The 16837-nt window shown below is 71.2% G+C and carries 15 protein-coding genes; 11 read left to right on the forward strand and 4 right to left on the reverse strand.

Annotated elements, in window-relative coordinates; translation table 11 throughout:
• Positions 1-20: 20 nt before the first annotated feature.
• From ACFYW7_RS05910 to ACFYW7_RS05935, 6 genes are all read left to right on the forward strand, one after another.
• Entirely contained in the window at positions 21-1403 is a 1383-nt protein-coding gene (locus tag ACFYW7_RS05910; RefSeq protein WP_389498253.1) for an ABC transporter substrate-binding protein, read from the forward strand.
• Positions 1404-1638: 235 nt separating this feature from the next.
• The gene (locus ACFYW7_RS05915; RefSeq protein ID WP_389498255.1) at positions 1639-2433 is read left to right on the forward strand and encodes a rhamnogalacturonan acetylesterase; all 795 of its coding nucleotides are present in this window, start codon (positions 1639-1641) and stop codon (positions 2431-2433) included.
• Positions 2434-2483: 50 nt separating this feature from the next.
• Positions 2484-3818: a polysaccharide lyase family 1 protein gene (locus ACFYW7_RS05920; protein ID WP_389498257.1), complete on the forward strand. Its 1335-nt coding sequence runs from the start codon at positions 2484-2486 to the stop codon at positions 3816-3818.
• Positions 3819-3820: 2 nt separating this feature from the next.
• Positions 3821-4951, forward strand: coding sequence for a pectinesterase family protein (locus ACFYW7_RS05925; protein ID WP_389498259.1), 1131 nt, complete (start codon positions 3821-3823; stop codon positions 4949-4951).
• A gap of 55 nt (positions 4952-5006) precedes the next feature.
• On the forward strand, positions 5007-6119 hold the full coding sequence (locus ACFYW7_RS05930; protein ID WP_389498261.1) for a pectate lyase: 1113 nt from the start codon (positions 5007-5009) through the stop codon (positions 6117-6119).
• Positions 6120-6234: 115 nt separating this feature from the next.
• Positions 6235-7029 carry an HAD family acid phosphatase gene (locus tag ACFYW7_RS05935; protein ID WP_389498263.1) on the forward strand — a complete coding sequence of 265 codons (795 nt, stop codon included), beginning with the start codon at positions 6235-6237 and terminating at the stop codon, positions 7027-7029.
• Positions 7030-7357: 328 nt separating this feature from the next.
• On the opposite strand, the gene ACFYW7_RS05940 is transcribed toward ACFYW7_RS05935, so the two are convergent.
• Both ACFYW7_RS05940 and ACFYW7_RS05945 read right to left on the reverse strand, forming a co-directional pair.
• Positions 7358-8212 carry a hypothetical protein gene (locus ACFYW7_RS05940; protein ID WP_389498265.1) on the reverse strand — a complete coding sequence of 285 codons (855 nt, stop codon included), beginning with the start codon at positions 8210-8212 and terminating at the stop codon, positions 7358-7360.
• Positions 8209-8775, reverse strand: coding sequence for a SigE family RNA polymerase sigma factor (locus ACFYW7_RS05945; RefSeq protein WP_389498267.1), 567 nt, complete (start codon positions 8773-8775; stop codon positions 8209-8211). Before ACFYW7_RS05945 ends, ACFYW7_RS05940 begins: the two co-directional genes overlap by 4 nt.
• Positions 8776-9087: 312 nt before the next feature.
• Between ACFYW7_RS05945 and ACFYW7_RS05950 the strand changes: the two genes are divergently transcribed.
• On the forward strand, positions 9088-10539 hold the full coding sequence (locus ACFYW7_RS05950; protein ID WP_389498270.1) for an NCS2 family permease: 1452 nt from the start codon (positions 9088-9090) through the stop codon (positions 10537-10539).
• 86 nt (positions 10540-10625) lie between these two features.
• Here ACFYW7_RS05950 and ACFYW7_RS05955 read toward each other — a convergent pair whose 3' ends face one another.
• Positions 10626-12077, reverse strand: coding sequence for a peptidoglycan D,D-transpeptidase FtsI family protein (locus ACFYW7_RS05955; protein WP_389498273.1), 1452 nt, complete (start codon positions 12075-12077; stop codon positions 10626-10628).
• A gap of 162 nt (positions 12078-12239) precedes the next feature.
• A complete protein-coding gene (locus ACFYW7_RS05960) occupies positions 12240-13013 on the reverse strand; it encodes an IclR family transcriptional regulator (protein WP_389498275.1) in 774 nt (257 codons plus the stop codon).
• Between the two features lie 132 nt (positions 13014-13145).
• Between ACFYW7_RS05960 and ACFYW7_RS05965 the strand changes: the two genes are divergently transcribed.
• The 4 genes from ACFYW7_RS05965 to ACFYW7_RS05980 all read left to right on the forward strand — a co-directional run bounded on the left by ACFYW7_RS05965 (position 13146) and on the right by ACFYW7_RS05980 (position 16801).
• Positions 13146-14675: an aldehyde dehydrogenase (NADP(+)) gene (locus tag ACFYW7_RS05965; RefSeq protein WP_389498277.1), complete on the forward strand. Its 1530-nt coding sequence runs from the start codon at positions 13146-13148 to the stop codon at positions 14673-14675.
• 102 nt (positions 14676-14777) lie between these two features.
• Positions 14778-15386, forward strand: a complete 609-nt coding sequence (locus tag ACFYW7_RS05970) for a DUF1349 domain-containing protein (RefSeq protein WP_389498279.1) — start codon at positions 14778-14780, stop codon at positions 15384-15386.
• 60 nt (positions 15387-15446) lie between these two features.
• Positions 15447-16004 (forward strand): GNAT family N-acetyltransferase, encoded by a 558-nt coding sequence (locus tag ACFYW7_RS05975; RefSeq protein WP_389498281.1) that lies wholly within the window; start codon positions 15447-15449, stop codon positions 16002-16004.
• Between the two features lie 77 nt (positions 16005-16081).
• The gene (locus ACFYW7_RS05980; RefSeq protein WP_389498283.1) at positions 16082-16801 is read left to right on the forward strand and encodes a DsbA family oxidoreductase; all 720 of its coding nucleotides are present in this window, start codon (positions 16082-16084) and stop codon (positions 16799-16801) included.
• Positions 16802-16837 lie beyond the last annotated feature (36 nt).

The raw sequence follows: 16837 nt of genomic DNA on the forward strand, positions 1-16837 counted from the left end.
CGGAAGAAGAGAGCCGACCGATGAACAGAAGCCCATGGAAGACCAGCCCGAGCGGAACCGGCCGTCCGGGGGCCGGTGCCGGTGGAGCCCGGCGGGCCGCCCTGGCCGTCGCCCTCGGTTCCGTGCTCGCGCTGACCGTGACCGCCTGCGGTGACGACGGCGGCGGCAGCGCGGGGGACAAGGGCACCGAAGGCTCCGGCAAGGGCGAGATCACCTTCTGGGACAACAACGGCGGTGTCCGCACCGACATCTGGAAGCAGATCATCGCCGACTTCGAGAAGAAGTACCCGGACATCAAGGTCAAGTACGTCGGCATCCCGGCGGCGAGCGCCCAGTCCAAGTACGACACCGCCATCCAGGGCGGCGGCCTGCCCGACGTCGGCGGCGTGGGCACGGCGATCCTCGCCGAGGTCGCCGTCCAGGGAGCGCTGGAGCCGCTGGACAGCCGGCTCGGGAAGAGCGCGCTGAACGGAAAGCTGAGCCAGAACCTGCTCGACGTCAGCCGGGCCGCGGGCGGCGGCGACGCCCTCTACCAGGTGCCGACCTCCGCCAACAACGGCACGCTCTGGTACCGCACCGACCTGTTCAAGTCGGCCGGCCTGGAGGCGCCGACCACCTGGTCCAAGTTCTACGACGCCGCCGCGAAGCTCACCGACAAGGACAAGAACAAGTTCGGCTTCACCATCCGGGGCGGCGAGGGCTCCATCGCCCCGGCACTGGACGCGGCGTACGGGCAGACCGGCATCACCTCGTTCTGGGACGGTGACAAGACCACCGTCAACGATCCGAAGAACGTGGCGGCCCTGGAGAAGTACGTCGCCCTGTACAAGAAGGTCACCCCGTCCGCCGACGTCAACAACGACTTCACCAAGATGGTCGCGCAGTGGGACAGCGGCACCATCGGCATGCTGAGCCACAACCTCGGCTCCTACCAGGACCATCTGAAGGCCCTGGGCGCCGGCAAGTTCCGCGGTGTCCCGAACCCCACGCTGGACGACGGCACGCGGGTGCAGATCTCCAACCCGGCCGACGGACTGAGCCTGTTCAAGTCCGGCAAGAACAAAGCGGCCGCCTGGAAGTTCATCGAGTTCGCCGCCTCGGCGGCGGAGAACTCCAAGTTCAACGAGTCGGCGGGCCAGGTCCCGGCGAACATCGACGCCGCCAAGGAGGCGTGGGTCCAGCAGGCCGAGCCGACCAGGCTGGCCGCCGAGGCGCTGAACGGCACCAGCACCAAGATCGTGCAGCTGCCGTACTACCTGCCCGACTGGAACACCGTCTCCAAGGCCGACAACGAGCCGAACTTCCAGAAGGTCCTGCTCGGCAAGATGAGCGTGAAGGACTTCCTGGACACGCTGGCCGACCAGCTGAACAAGGCACAGGCCGACTGGAAGGCCCACCACTAGCCGGACGTGCCCGGCGCGTCCGCCGGGTGCCCCGGGTCCGGCCGCGGTGAGTGCCGCGGCCGGACCCGGGCGGCCCCTCCGGAATCCTCCGGAACCAGAAACCTTCCGGAACCTCCCGGAGCCGGTGCGGGACATCCGCAGGAGTTCCTCCCGGGTTCCCGCCGAAGCCCGCGCCGGCACCCCCGCCGACTCTGCCGAACCCCTGCCGCGAACCTCTGTCGAAAGGCACACGCCCGTGTCCCTCACGCGCAGACAGGCCACCTCGGCGGCCGTGGCCGCCCTCCCGCTCGCCGTCGCCGCGTCGGGCCCCGCGCTCGCCGCCCCGCGCCGCGCGCCGCGCACCCTCCACATCGCCGGCGACTCCACCGCCGCCCAGAAGTACGCCGACGCCGCTCCCGAGACGGGGTGGGGCATGGCGCTCCCGTTCTTCCTCCACCAGGACGTCGTGGTCGCCAACCACGCGGTGAACGGCCGCAGTTCGAAGAGTTTCATCGACGAGGGGCGGCTCGCCGCGATCCTCGACGTGATCCGGCCCGGCGACCTCCTGCTCGTCCAGTTCGGCCACAACGACGAGAAGAGCGCCGACCCGACGCGCTACACCGAGCCGTGGACGACGTACCAGGACTGTCTGCGGCAGTACCTCGACGGGGCACGGGCCCGGGGCGCCCGGCCGGTGCTCGCCACCCCGGTGGAGCGCAGGAAGTTCGACGCCGACGGCAACGCGGCGCCGACGCACGGCGACTACCCGGCGTCGATGCGCGCGCTCGCCGCGGCCGAGCGCGCGGCGCTCCTCGACATCCAGGCCCTGTCCATCGCGCTGTGGCAGCGGCTCGGCGCCGAGGAGACGAAGAAGTACTTCAACTGGACAGCGACCGAACAGGACAACACGCACTTCAACCCGCCCGGAGCCATCGCCGTGGCCCGCCTCGTCGCGGGCGCCCTGGCGCACCGCCGGGTGCTCGCGCCCCGGGACGTACGCCGTCTGGGCGCGGAGATACCCGAGTCCTGGATCACCTGGCCCACCGCTTGAACCCCTGAGCCCTCTGAGCCCCTGAAACCCGAAGGAGAGCGAGTCGTACCATGAACACACAGAAATGGCATGCGCATGCCACAATATGGCGCCTGCGCCCCGCCGCCGTGCGGAGGGCCGCCGCGCTGATCGGCTGCACCGCCCTCGTGCTCACCGTCACCGGCACCACCGCCGAGGCCCGCCCCCGTGAGCTCGCCCGGCAGACGCTCGCCGCGGGCGACGGCTGGGCGTCCGAGGGGACCGGCACCACCGGCGGTTCGGCCGCCGCGGCCGCGCGGGTCAGCACGGTCACGACCTGGGCGGAGTTCAAGGCCGCCCTCGCCGCGGGCGGCGGCGCACCGAAGATCATCAAGGTCAGGGGCACGATCGACGCCAACGCCGACGGCTGCGACTCCTTCGCCGCCCCCGGCTACGACTTCGCCCAATACCTCGCCGACTACGACCCCGCGGTCTGGGGCTACGACCAGGTGGTGAGCGGGGAGCAGGAGGACCTGCGCGCCGCCTCCGCCGCGAACCAGGACACCGCCATGAAGGCGTTCGTCCCCGGCAACACCACCATCGTCGGCATCGGCCGGAACGCGGGCTTCAAGGGCGCGAGCCTCCAGATCAAGGGCGTCGACAACGTCATCGTCCGCAACCTCTCCTTCGAGAGCCCCCTCGACTGCTTCCCGCAGTGGGACCCCACCGACGGCGACACCGGCAACTGGAACTCCGAGTACGACAGCGCGGTCGTCTACGGGGCCACGCACGTCTGGCTCGACCACAACACGTTCACCGACGGCGACCACCCGGACAGTTCGCTGCCGACGTACTACGGCCGGATCTACGAACAGCACGACGGCGAGCTGGACATCGTCAGGGGCGCCGACTACGTGACGGCCTCCTGGAACGTCTTCGCCGACCACGACAAGACGATCCTCATCGGCAACAGCGACAGCGCGTCGACCGCCGCCGTGGACCGGGGCCATCTGCGGACCACCCTGCACCACAACCTGTTCACGGGCCTGGTCGAACGCGCCCCGCGCGTCCGGTTCGGACAAGTGGACTCCTACAACAACCACTTCGTGGCCGACTCCTCCTACGGCTACAGCTACGGCATCGGCATGGAGTCCCGACTCGTCGCCGAGCACAACGCGTTCACCCTGCCGGACTCGGTCAGCCCGGCGCTGGTCCTCAAGAAGTGGAAGGAGGCGCCGCTGACCGCGACCGACAACTACGTCAACGGCGTACGCACCGACCTGATCGCCGTGCACAACGCGGAGATCCCCGCCGAGACACTCCAGTCCGGTGCCGGCTGGACACCGGTCCTCCGGACGAGGGTCGACCCGCCGAGGGCCGTTCCCGGCATCGTCGACCACCGCGCGGGCGCCGGAAGGATCTGCTGACCATGCCCGGACACCCCATCGGCAGAAGGGCGTTCCTCGCCGCGGGCACCGGAGCCGTACTGGCTCCCGTGCCCGCGGGGCCGGCCCGCGCCACCGGGCGGCCGCCGTTCGGGCGCCACGGTTCGCCGTCCGCGCGACGCGACGCGCGGACGCTGTACGTCCATCCCGGCGGCCTCGGCGACCACACCACCGTGCAGGCCGCCGTGACCGCCGCGACCGGCGCCGGATTCACCCTGGTCATCGCTCCCGGCGTGTACCGCGAGACGGTCTCGGTCGGGGTGGTCGACCCGGCCACCGGCCTGCCCGGCGCGATGGGTTCGGAGATGACCTGGATCGGCGCCTCGGGCGACCCGCGCGATGTCGTCGTCGTGTACGACAACGCCAACGGCACACCGAGACCCGACGGTTCGGGCACCTATGGCACCACCGGGTCCGCGACGACCACCCTGCGCGCCGACGGCTTCACGGCCCGCGCGGTCACCTTCGCCAACGACTGGCTGCGCGCCGACCACCCCGGGATCACCGGCACCCAGGCCGTGGCGGTCAAGGTGCAGGGCGACCGCTCGGCGTTCCACCGGTGCCGGTTCCTCGGCCACCAGGACACCCTGTACGCCGACACGATCGCGCTCGGCACCTTCGCCCGGCAGTACTACCGGGACTGCTACGTCGAGGGGGACGTGGACTTCGTCTTCGGACGGGCGACGGCGGTCTTCGAGCGCTGCCACTTCCGCACCCTGGACCGCACGGACCTGGCCGGCGCCCCGTACGGCTTCGTCTTCGCGCCGTCCACCGCCGTCGCCGACCCGCGCGGATACCTGGTCACCCGCAGCCGGATCAGCAGCGCCGCGCCGGACGCGTACTACAAGCTGGCCCGCCCCTGGGTGCCCGGCTCGGACCCCACCGCCCGGCCGATGCTGACCGTCCGCGACACCCGGCTGGACACCGGTGTCGACGCGGTCGCGCCCTACACGAACATGTCCGCCGCCTACCCGTGGCAGAGCCAGCGCTTCGCCGAGTACCGCAACACCGGCCCCGGCGCGGCGATCACCGTCCCGGAGAACCGGCCCCAGCTCACGGACGCGGAGGCCGAGGGGCACACCCGCGCCGTCTATCTCGGCGACTGGTGCCCGTGACCGAGCCGCTGCTCCCCCTGTCACCCCCGACAGCACGACGAAAGGACCCCACTCCATGTCTCGTCGTACCGCTCTCGTCCTCGGCGCCGTTCTGGCGCTGGGCGCCGGCCTCGCCGTCCTCCCCGGACAGGCGCAGGCCGCCACCGTCGTCGTCGACACCACCGCCGAGCTGACCGGCGCGATCTCCGGCGCCACCGCCGGGACCGTCATCCAGGTGCGCGGCGGCACCTACTACCCGACGGCCACCCTTCAGTCCACGACCAACGGCACGTCGTCCGCGCCGGTCACGCTCACGGCGTACGGCTCGGAGACCGTGAAGATCGACGGCTCCTCGCTCCCCTCCGGCTCCTGGATCTTCAAACTGACGGCCGACTACTGGAACGTCTCGAACATGACGTTCCAGAACTCTCCGGACAGCGCGGTCGTCTGCCAGTCCTGCACGGGCACCGTCTGGAACAACATCAAGACCGTCAACGGCGGCGACTCCGGGTTCACGCTGACCGGCGACGGCACGGTGAGCAACACGGTGCGCAACCTCGACTCCTACGGCAACCACGACGCCGCCACCCACGGCGAGAACGCGGACGGAGTCGCCGTGAAGTTCGGTTCGGGCAGCGGCAATCTGATCACCGGGGCCCGCCTCTACAACAACTCGGACGACGGGATCGACTTCTGGTCCTTCTCCTCGCCCGTCACCGTCGAGCACACCTGGTCCTTCGGCAACGGCAGGAACCGCTGGGGCGACTCGGCCTTCGCGGGCGACGGCAACGGCTACAAGCTGGGCGGCGACGGCGAGGTGGTCGCCCACGTCGTCAACAACTCCGCCGCGTGGGACGACGCCGGCAGCGGCTTCACCGAGAACTCCAACACCGGTGCCATCGTCATCAACCGCACCACGGCCTACGCCAACGGCAAGTACGGCTACTACTTCGCCACGAGCGCCGCGAGGCTCGGCAAGAACCTCGCCGTGGGCAACGGCGCCGCGGCGGTGTCCAAGGGCTCCTCGGTGACGTCCGCCGGCAACACCTGGGACTCCGGCGTCCCCACCCCCGCCTTCGTCTCCACGGACGCGACCTCCACGTACAACTCCCGCTCGTCCGGCGGGACGTTGCCCGCGACCACCTTCCTGACCACGGGCAGCACGACCATCGGCGCGACCATGGACTGACGGTCACCGGAAGGGCGGGAGCCCGGTTCGTCAAGTCGCCAAGTCGGCTGAAAAGTATGTATCGATCCGGCAAAAGGCCTCGCGCCCGCGGACGTTACGCGCGTAGAAACCTGTCATGCATAAGCCACTCCGCATCGCGGCCGTCGCCGCGACCTGTGTCGTCGCCGGTGCCGCCCTGTACGGCACCGGCGTCGCCACCGCCGGTCAGTCCACGGCGAACTCGACGCACGAGCCCTACAACATCGGCGTCCTGGTCAAGGACATCGACACCTACTACGGCACCACGGCCGACGGCAACGGGGTCTACCAGGCGTCCCCCGACAGCCCGTACGCCAAGGACCTGGCCCGCCTCGACGCCTCCGCCGAGCGGTACATCGACCAGGCGGCCCGCAAGGCCCACCACCGCCACGAGAAGCCCGCTGTCGTCTTCGACATCGACGACACGCTGCTGCTCTCCCTCGACTACGAGAAGAAGACCAACTACACCTACAACTCGGCCTCCTGGGCCGCGTACGTCGCCCAGGCGGACCGCCCGGCCGTGTTCGGCAGCCCCGAACTCGTCGAGTACGCCGCCGCCAAGGGCGTCGAGGTGTTCTACAACTCCGGCCTGAAGGAGTCGCAGCGCGTCTCCGCGGTCGCCAACCTCAAGAAGGTCGGCGTCGACGTCAACCTCGACGCCGCGCACATGTTCCTCAAGGACGCGGCCAACCCGCCCGCCTACCTGAGCGGCTGCGCCACCGCCACCGCCTGGAACTGCACGACCGTGCAGTACAAGGCCGGCACCCGCAAGCACATCGAGTCCCTCGGGTACGACATCGTCGCCAACTTCGGCGACCAGTACTCGGACCTCGAGGGCGGTTACGCCGACAAGACGTACAAGCTCCCGAACCCCACGTACTTCGTGAGCTGAACGAGCCCGTCCGTGTCCGCACGGGCGAACGCCCCCGCCGGTCGTCACCGGCGGGGGCGTTCATCTGTCGGCCGAGGGGGGCTCAGGCCGACAGGTCCACACAGTCGATGACGTCAAAAACGAACGTGTGGTTGTTTCGCGGGTGCAAGTGAATCTCCGGAATCGACCGTTCGTGACATCCGAGGCAGTCCATCAGCACCCGCACCCGCACCCGCGCTCGCCGTGCCGTCCGGACCGCCGCCGAGTCCCCGGCGGCTCCCTCCTGCGCCTCCCCGGCTCCTCCCGCGACGGCGGCCGTCCGTCGCGGGAGCCCGTCACGCGGATTCCGTCACGAGCCGCCGTCCGCGCCCCCGCTCGTGAAGTCCCCGGCCACGGCGGCCCGTCGGCCGTCCGTCGTGGTCGCCGTCACCGTGTAGCCGTCGTCCCCCGCGTCCCGGCCGCCGCGGTCGTGGTCGTACTGGCCCGCGAACACCCACTCGCCCGGCCAGACGGTGCGCCCCGCCCTGAGCACCCAGGTGTAGACGAGGAAGCCGTCCCGCTCGGTGACCGTCGTCGTGAAGTCGCCCTCGGGCAGCGAACCCCAGGAGCCGGTCCCGCTCACCCCGCCGGTCTGCCGGACCCTCAACTCGACGGTGAGCGCGGTGAGTCGCTCGCCGGTCCGCAGCGTGACGTCGCTCTGCGCCCAGAACGCGTTGCTGTGCGGGTCGACCGAGCCCTCCGACCGCAACGGGCCGTCCGCGGCGTTCCCGGAGGGCGCCCCGGCCACGGCGGTCGCGGTCGCCCCGGGCGGCGTGCCCGGACGCGACGGCTCCGGCCGGTCCCGCTCCGCCGGCGTGCCGGAACGACGGCCGGGCCCGGGGGATGCCGGCGCCCGGCCGGTCGGGTCCCGCGACGGGTCGGGGTTCGGCGAGACGGCCACGGTCCGCCGCGCCGGTCCGTCGTCCCGTACCGCCGAGGCGGCCGCGTACCCGACCACCGTGAGGATGCCCGCGACCGCGGCCGTGGCGCCCACGACCCGGACCCAGCCGAGCGACGGCGCGCCGCGCGCGGGCCGGCCCGCGCGGGTGCCCGCCATGCCGCGCTCGACCCGGGCCAGGATGCGCGCGCGGTCGGGCTCGTGCGCCCCCGCCGCCTCGCGCAGCCGGGCGCGCGGCTCGTCGTGCGCGTCCCGCGTCCGGCTCATCGGTCCCGCCCTCCGGCTCCGCCCGCGGGCAGCGCTCCCACCGGCATCCGCACCGCCGCACCGTCGGTGCCGAGCAGTCGCTTCAGTTCGGCCATCCCCTTGGACGTCTGGCTCTTCACCGTACCGACGGAGATCCCGAGGGCGAGCGCGGTGTCCTTCTCCGACAGGTCGAACGCGTGCCGCAGCACGACACAGGCGCGCTTGCGGAACGGCAGTCGGCGCAGCGCCTCCTGGACGTCGACCGCGCCGGGCACGTCGGGGATCTCGGTCCTGCTCTCGCGCTGGGACCAGAAGAGCGTGATCCGCCGGCGCTCCCGCACGGCCGCGCGGATCCGGGTGCGGGCGAGATGGGCGACCACCCCGCGCGCGTACGCCACCGGATGGTCCGCCGCCCGCACCCGGTCCCAGCGGTGCCACAACGCGAGCAGCGCGTCGGCGGCCAGGTCGTCCGCGGCGTCCGCCTCACCCGTCAACATGTGGGCGAGCCGGGCCAGTTCGGCGTAGTGCCGCTCGAAGAAGGCGTGGAACTCCACGGACGCGGCGTCGTCGACGACCGTGCCCACGGGACCTCCCCTCGCTGCGGCCGGGGCACCGCCACGCTCCGGCACCGCGCGGGTGCGGCGTGCGCGCCCCGGGACGAGGGCCGCGCCCTGTGACGGGAGCCCTCGCGCGCGCCGGTGACTCACCTGTGGGTAAAGGGTGTTCGGGTGCGGCGGGACGGGAGAGCGTACCAGCCGTCGGTAGGGGTGCTCGTACGGAGCGTGGTGGAGGGTACATCCATTCCGTAACACGGGGAAAACCTGAAACCGGTTGAACGGGGGAACAATCCAGCCAGCATCCGCACACCAGGCACGCAGGCAACGAGGAGCATCGCCATGTCAGAAGCGCAGAAGGTCGACAACCGGCCAAGTGCCGCACCACCGAAGGCGGGTGGGGTCGACGGGTTCTTCAAGATAACCGCCAGAGGCTCCACCGTGGGCCGGGAGATACGCGGTGGATTCGCCACCTTCTTCACCATGGCGTACATCCTCGTCCTGAACCCCATCATCCTCGGCAGCGCCAAGGACAAGTTCGGTCACACGCTCGACACCGGCCAACTGGTCACCGCCACCGCGCTGGTGGCCTGTGTCATGACCGTCATCATGGGGATCGGCGGCAACCTCCCGCTCGCCATCGCCGCTGGCCTCGGCCTCAACGCCGTCGTCGCCTTCCAGCTCGCGCCGTTGATGAGCTGGGACGACGCGATGGGCCTGGTCGTCCTCGAAGGCGTCCTGATCTGCGTCCTGGTGCTCACCGGCCTCCGGGAAGCGATCATGAACGCGATCCCGCAGCAGCTCAAGCAGGCCATCGGTGTCGGCATCGGCCTGTTCATCGCGTTCATCGGCTTCGTGGACGCCGGGTTCGTCAGCCGCATCCCGGACGCCGCGAACACCACCGTCCCCGTGCAGCTCGGTGCCGCGGGCCACCTCACCGGCTGGCCCGTCCTCGTCTTCTGCCTCGGCGTCCTGCTCACCATCGCGCTCGTGGCCCGCAAGGTGAAGGGCGCGATCCTCATCAGCATCGTGACGATGACCGTCGTCGCGATCGTCATCAACTCCATCGCCGACGTCAAGAGCTGGGGCCTGACCACCCCCGAGGTCCCGGACAAGATCGTCGACAGTCCGGACTTCGGGCTCATCGGTCACTTCAGCCTGTTCGGCGGCTTCGCCGAGGCCGGCGTCCTCACCGCGGTCCTGCTGGTCTTCACCCTGGTCCTGTCGGACTTCTTCGACGCCATGGGGACCATCGTCGGCATCAGCGCCGAGGCCGGGCTGCTCGACGAGCAGGGCCAGGTCCCCGGCATCGGCCGGGTGCTGTTCATCGACGGGGCCGCCGCCGTCGCGGGCGGTGTGGGCTCCGCCTCCTCCAACACCGCCTACATCGAGTCCGCGGCCGGCGTCGGCGAGGGCGCCCGCACCGGCTTCGCCAACCTGGTCACCGGCGGTCTCTTCGGGCTCGCGCTCTTCCTGACCCCGCTGCTGACCATCGTCCCGCTCCAGGCCGCGGCGCCCGCGCTGATCGCGGTCGGCTTCCTGATGATGACCCACGTCAAGCACATCGACTGGGACCGGTACGAGATCGCGATCCCGGCGTTCCTGACCATCGTCGCGATGCCGTTCACGTACTCCATCACCGACGGCATCGGCGCCGGTTTCCTGGCCTACGTCGTCATCAAGACGGTGCTGGGGAAGGCCAAGGAGGTCAACTGGCTGCTCTGGGCCGTCTCGGCCCTGTTCCTGGTGTACTTCGCGATCGACCCGGTGGAGCAGCTGCTCGGGGTGAAGTAGCGAGCCCGTCGTCACCGGGCCCGTACGGGGGCCGGCGCCGCACCCGATCAGGCGCGGCGCGGGTCCCGTACGGGCCCGCGGCCGTCTCAGCCCTTCAGCGCCGCCCGCATCATCGCCCGGGCCACCGGCGCCGCCAGGCCGTTGCCGCTGACCTCCGAGCGCGCCGCGTCCGACTGCTCGACCATGACCGCGACGGCGACCTCCTTGCCGTTGGAGTCGGACTTCGCGAACGACGTGAACCAGGCGTACGGCGTCTTGCTGTTCTTCTCGCCGTGCTGGGCCGTGCCGGTCTTGCCGCCCACGGTCGCGCCGGGGATCAGGGCGTTGGTGCCCGTGCCGTCCTCGACGACCGTCCGCATCGCCGACCGGAGCTGCCGGGCGGTGTCCGAGCTGACGATCTCCTTGGTGTCCGTGCTGTCGTCGTAGTCCCTCAGCACGTTGCCGTCGGAGTCGCTGGTCTGCGACACCATGTGCGGCGAGACCAGCTTGCCGTCGTTGGCAATGGCGGCGGACACCATGGCCATCTGGAGCGGCGTCGCGGTGACGTCGTACTGGCCGATGCCGGTCAGCGCCGTGGACGACCTGTTCATGCCCTTGGGGTACACGCTGGTGTACGCCCGCACCGGCACGTCCTGCTCCGTGTCGTTGAAGCCGAACTTCTCCGCCGTCGCCCGGACCTTGTCCTGGCCCAGGTCGACCGCCATCTTGCCGAAGACGTTGTTGCAGGAGTACTGGAGCGCGACCCGGATCGAGGCGTTCTCGCAGGGAGCGGACGCGTTCTCGTTCTTCAGGGCGGTCGTCGTGCCCGGCAGGGTGTACGGGTCGGGGCTGTCCGTCCTCGCGTCCACGTCGTCGTAGAGCCCGTCCTCCAGCGCGGCGGCGGCCACGACCAGCTTGAAGGTCGAACCCGGCGGCAGCGGCTGCCGCAGCGCGCGGTTGACCAGCGGCTTGTCGGGGTCGGTCGTCAGCTTCTTCCAGGCACTGTTGTTGCCGGTGCTGATCGTCGTCGGGTCGTACGACGGTGTCGAGACGACCGCGAGGATCTTGCCGGTCTTCGGGTCGATGGCGACGGCCGCGCCCTTGTTGTCCCCGAGCGCTTTGTAGCCGGCCTTCTGGACGTCCGGATCGATCGTCGTGACCACGTCACCGGGGTCGGCGCGCTTGTTCGTGAGCGTGTCCAGCGGGTTCTTGAGCTGGATGTCCGAGCCGTCGAGAAGCTTCTGGTAGATGCCCTCGAGCTGGGTCGCCCCGTAGACCTGTGAGCTGTAGCCGGTGACCGGCGCGTACAGGCTGCCGTCCGTGTAGGTCCGCTTGTACTTGAGATCGCCGCCCGTCGTCTGCGCGGAGCCGGTGATCGCGTCACCGGCCACGATGATGTTCCCGAGCGGGTTCGCGTACAGCGCGATCGCGTTCCGTCGGTTGTCCTTGTCGTCCGCGAGTGCCTTGCCGTCGTAGAACTGCACCCAGGTCGCCCTGATCAGCAGGGAGAGCACGAGCAGCAGACTGAAGACGGCGGCACGCCTGATCGTCTTGTTCATCCCGCACAGAAGGACGAGCGGACGGGAGCGAATCGTTCCCATCCGCCCGGATTTCTCATGAGTCCTTCATGAGAGCCGCGTCACGCGGTCCCGCGCGGCCCGTCGTCGTGCGGGCGCCTCGGGGCCGGACCCGCCCCGAGTCCGGCCCGTGGCCGTGACCGGTCAGAGCCTGCGCGTGGCCAGGGTGAGGCGGTCGCGGGCGTCGAACAGGGCGTCCTTGACCATCTGCTCGTGCGCGGGGGTGAGCCGGGCCACCGGCACCGAGCAGCTGATCGCGTCACGGGCGGGCGTGCGGTAGGGGATGGCCACGCCGAAGCAGCGCAGCCCCAGCGTGTTCTCCTCGCGGTCCACCGCGAAGCCCTGCTCCCGCACCTGGCGCAGCTCCTCGATGAGCTTCTCCCGGTCGGTGATCGTGTGCTCGGTCAGCGCGGGGAGCGTCTCGGGCAGCAGCTTGCGGACCTGCTCGTCGGTGTGCGTGGCCAGCAGCGCCTTGCCGAGCGAGGTGGAGTGGGCGGGGAGCCGGCGGCCGACCCGGGTGAAGGGGCGCAGATAGTGCTGCGACTGCCGGGTGGCCAGGTAGACGACGTTCGTGCCGTCCAGGCGCGCGAGGTGGATGGTCTCCGTGGTGTCGTCGGAGAGGCGGTCGAGGGTGGGCCGGGCCGCGGCGACCACCTCGTCGCCGTCGATGTACGAGGTGCCGACCAGCAGGGCCCGTACGCCGATGCCGTACCGCGTGCCCGTCGCGTCCGTCTCGACCCAGCCGAGTTCCACGAGGGTGCGCAGCAACATGTACAGGCTGGACTTGGGATAGCCGACGGCCTCCTGGACCGAGGCGAGGGAGTGCATTCCGGGCCGGCCGGCGAAGTACTCCAGCAATTCCACGGTCCGCACCGCGGACTTGACCTGCGCCCCGCCGCCTGTCTCGCCTGCCGACATCGCCCTTGACCCCTTCGTTGGACGGGAAATAGTCTCCAACAGGAGATTCACCATCAGAGACAGCGTTCAGCATATCGAACACCCCTGGTGAGTGACACAAGAACTGTGGCATCACATCTGGAGGGACCCGCGGTGGCAGCAGCACCAGTCTGGAGTGTCGACCCCCGTACCGGGAAGCAGCGGGAGCAGGTCGCGGTGGAGGCCACGGTCCAGGAGGTGGACGAGGCCGTCCGCGCCGCGCACTCCGCACGTCCCGCGCTCGTCGACCGCACCGTCCGCGCCGCGTTCCTGCGCACCGCCGCCGACCTGCTCGAAGGCTCAAAGGACCACTTGGTCGAGGCGGCCGACGCGGAGACCGCGCTCGGCCCGGTCCGGCTCACCGGCGAACTCGCCCGCACCTGCTACCAGCTGCGCGCCTTCGCCGAGATCGTCGACGAGGGCGCCTTCCTCGACGTCGTCATCGACCACCCCGACGGCACGGCGACCCCGCCGATCCCGGACCTGCGCCGCTACAAGGTGCCGCTGGGCGTCGTCGCCGTGTACTCGGCGTCGAACTTCCCCTTCGCCTTCTCGGTCCCCGGCGGCGACACGGCCAGCGCGCTGGCCGCGGGCTGCCCGGTCGTGGTCAAGGCCCACCCCGACCACCCGGCGCTCTCCGAGCTGGTCGCGGCCGTCCTGCGGCGCGCCGCCGCCCGGCACGGCATCCCCGAGGGCGTGATCGGTCTCGTCCACGGCTTCGAGGCCGGCGTCGAGCTGGTCCGGCACCCGCTGGTCGCGGCGGCCGGCTTCACCGGCTCGGTCCGCGGCGGACGCGCGCTCTTCGACGCGGCCGCGGCCCGTCCGGTGCCGATCCCCTTCCACGGCGAGCTGGGCTCCCTCAACCCCGTCGTCGTCACCGAGGCCGCGGCCGCCGAGCGCGCCGAGGAGATCGGCGCGGGGCTCGCCGGTTCGATGACCCTGGGCGTCGGCCAGTTCTGTGTGAAGCCGGGCCTGGTGCTCGCGCCGGCCGGCGCTGCGGGCGACCGGCTGCTGAAGTCGCTGACCGAGGCGGTCAGCGACACGGCCGCCGGGGTGCTCCTCGACCACCGCATGCGCGACAACTTCGTCGCCGGGGTCGCCGAGCGCGCCGCGCTCCCGGACGTCCAGAGCCCGGTGACACCCGGCGCGGCCGGCGAGCACACCGTGAGCCCCGGCTTCCTGACCGTGCCCGCGCGAAGGCTCGCGGCCGAGGGGGAGTACGACCTGCTCCTGGAGGAGTGCTTCGGGCCCCTCACGGTCGTGGCCCGCTACGAGGACGAGTCCGAGGCCGGCGCGGTGCTCTCGCGGCTGCCGGGCAACCTCACGGCCACGGTCCAGCTCTCCGCCGAGGAGGCCGCGGGCGAGGGGCGCGGCGCGGAGATCCTCGCCGAACTGACCGCGCTGGCGGGCCGCGTGCTGGTCAACGGCTGGCCCACCGGGGTGGCCGTCGCTCCGGCCCAGCACCACGGGGGTCCGTACCCCGCGACGACGTCGACGTCCACGTCGGTCGGCGGCAGCGCCATCGAGCGCTGGATGCGTCCGGTGGCCTACCAGGGCGTGCCCGAGGCGCTGCTGCCGCCGGAGCTGCGGGACGACAACCCGCTCGGCCTGCCCCGGCGTCACGACGGGCGCCTGGAGCGGTAGTTCCCCGGAGGTGTCCCGGACGGGACGCGGGCGCCGCGTGGACGACCACGCGGTTTCCCGCGTCCCGGAAGGACGCGGCCGCGGACCTGACAGACTCGGCCCATGGACGTATCGCTCCCCGAACTCCCCTTCCCCCTCCGTACCTACGGTCCCGACGGGCACTGGTCGCACGAGGACGGCGTCCTCACCGGCTGGTCCGGACCCCGCCAGGACCGCTTCGTGCCGCCCACCGGCGAAGGGCTCGACCCGGCCTCGGACGCGCCGCGGCTGCTCGGCGCCCCGGAGGGCGACTTCCAGCTGATCGCCCGGGTGACGGTCGGCTTCCGGGGGGCCTTCGACGCGGGCGTGCTCTACGTCCACGTGGGGGAGCGGGCCTGGGCGAAGCTGTGCCTGGAGTACTCCCCGGACGTGCCCACCGTCTGCACCGTGGTCACCCGGGGACACTCGGACGACGCCAACTCCTTCGCCGTGGACGGCAGTTCCGTCTGGCTCCGGGTGAGCCGCACGGGTCGCGCGTTCGCCTTCCACGCCTCCCGCGACGGCGAGCGCTGGACCTTCGTCCGCCTCTTCACCCTGGGCGAGGAGAAGGAGACCGGGGCGGCGCTGGTGGGCTTCATGGCGCAGTCGCCCATGGGGGAGGGCTGCGTGGTGACGTACGACGGCATCGAGTTCCGCCCCGCCTGGCCGCGCGACCTGCGCGACGGCAGCTGAGGGCGGACGTCACCGTGCCAGGCACGGAACCGTGACCGGAACCGTGACGTCCTCCGTTGCATGATCAGTGACCGTGTGACCGGCGCGCTGGTGATCCGCGCCGCCCTGCCCGCCGAGGCCGAGACCATCGCCGATCTGCACTTCCGGGCCCGTTCTACGTACTACCCGGACGGCGTCCCGCAGGGCGACATGGACTGGGCCGAGGCCTGGCGCGGCTCCATCGCCCGCCCCGACGCGCATGTGCTGTGCGCCGTCGCGCAGGGCCGGATCATCGGCATCGCCTCCTTCCGTACGGACGAGGGCGCGCCCGCCGACACGGTCAGGCTCTTCCAGTTCCACGTCGACCCCGACCGCTGGCGCGCCGGCATCGGCAGGGCCCTGCACGCGGCCTGCGTGGAGGAGTGGCAGGCGGACGGGAAACGCACGGCGACCCTCGACGTGCACGTCGACAACCTGCGCGCCCAGGCCTTCTACGCCCGCCTGGGCTGGGTCCCCGATCCGGAGAACCCGCCTGAGGAGGGTGATCACCACCTGTATCTGCGGTATGCCGTGGCCGGGCGTGCGGACAGGGCCGCGGACGGGGTCGCGGACAGAACCGCGGACACGGCCGGGGAATGACCCGAGCCGTTTGAACGTTCACACACCGACGCCCCGGACGGCGTCCCCTGCCCGCACCACCTGGAGAGAGCCGAAGAATGCGCGTCGAGATCTGGAGCGACATAGCCTGCCCCTGGTGCTACGTCGGAAAAGCCCGCTTCGAGAAGGCACTGGAGGCCTTCCCGCACCGTGACCAGGTCGAGGTCGTGCACCGCTCCTTCGAGCTCGACCCGGGCCGCGCCAAGGGCGACATCCAGCCGGTGATCACCATGCTCACCAAGAAGTACGGCATGAGCGAGGCGCAGGCGCAGGCCGGCGAGGAGAACCTCGGCACCCAGGCCGCCGCCGAGGGCCTCGCCTACCGCACCCGCGACCGCGACCACGGCAACACCTTCGACATGCACCGGCTGCTGCACCTCGCCAAGGAGCACGGCCGCCAGGACGAGCTGATCGGCCTGTTCTACCGGGCGAACTTCGCCGAGGAGCGGACCGTCTTCGGCGACGACGAGCGACTCGTGGAGCTGGCCGTCGCCGCCGGGCTCGACGCCGGTGACGCCCGCGCGGTGCTCGCCGACCCGGCCGCGTACGCGGACGAGGTCCGCGCCGACGAGCGCGAGGCCGCCGAGCTGGGCGCGAACGGCGTCCCCTTCTTCGTCCTCGACCGCACCTACGGAGTCTCCGGCGCGCAGCCCGCCGAGGTCTTCGAGCAGGCGCTGGCCCAGGCCTGGGGCGAACGGCCGCAGCTGAAGCTGGTCCAGGACGGAACCGCCGACGCGGAGGCCTGTGGCCCGGACGGGTGCGCCGTTCCCCAGCACTGAAAAGCGCAGGTCAGGGGCGACGCATAAGCGTTGCTT

The sequence above is a fragment of the Streptomyces sp. NPDC002580 genome, assembly GCF_042889485.1.
Taxonomy (GTDB): Bacteria; Actinomycetota; Actinomycetes; order Streptomycetales; family Streptomycetaceae; genus Streptomyces.

Coding starts and splice junctions, on each gene's coding strand:
- ACFYW7_RS05955 (WP_389498273.1), bottom strand. CDS start 12,077: ATGAACAAGACGATCAGGCGTGCCGCCGTCTTCAGTCTGCTGCTCGTG.
- ACFYW7_RS05950 (WP_389498270.1), top strand. CDS start 9,088: ATGTCAGAAGCGCAGAAGGTCGACAACCGGCCAAGTGCCGCACCACCG.
- ACFYW7_RS05980 (WP_389498283.1), top strand. CDS start 16,082: ATGCGCGTCGAGATCTGGAGCGACATAGCCTGCCCCTGGTGCTACGTC.
- ACFYW7_RS05920 (WP_389498257.1), top strand. CDS start 2,484: ATGAACACACAGAAATGGCATGCGCATGCCACAATATGGCGCCTGCGC.
- ACFYW7_RS05970 (WP_389498279.1), top strand. CDS start 14,778: ATGGACGTATCGCTCCCCGAACTCCCCTTCCCCCTCCGTACCTACGGT.
- ACFYW7_RS05940 (WP_389498265.1), bottom strand. CDS start 8,212: ATGAGCCGGACGCGGGACGCGCACGACGAGCCGCGCGCCCGGCTGCGC.
- ACFYW7_RS05960 (WP_389498275.1), bottom strand. CDS start 13,013: ATGTCGGCAGGCGAGACAGGCGGCGGGGCGCAGGTCAAGTCCGCGGTG.
- ACFYW7_RS05910 (WP_389498253.1), top strand. CDS start 21: ATGAACAGAAGCCCATGGAAGACCAGCCCGAGCGGAACCGGCCGTCCG.
- ACFYW7_RS05925 (WP_389498259.1), top strand. CDS start 3,821: ATGCCCGGACACCCCATCGGCAGAAGGGCGTTCCTCGCCGCGGGCACC.
- ACFYW7_RS05975 (WP_389498281.1), top strand. CDS start 15,447: ATGATCAGTGACCGTGTGACCGGCGCGCTGGTGATCCGCGCCGCCCTG.
- ACFYW7_RS05935 (WP_389498263.1), top strand. CDS start 6,235: ATGCATAAGCCACTCCGCATCGCGGCCGTCGCCGCGACCTGTGTCGTC.
- ACFYW7_RS05930 (WP_389498261.1), top strand. CDS start 5,007: ATGTCTCGTCGTACCGCTCTCGTCCTCGGCGCCGTTCTGGCGCTGGGC.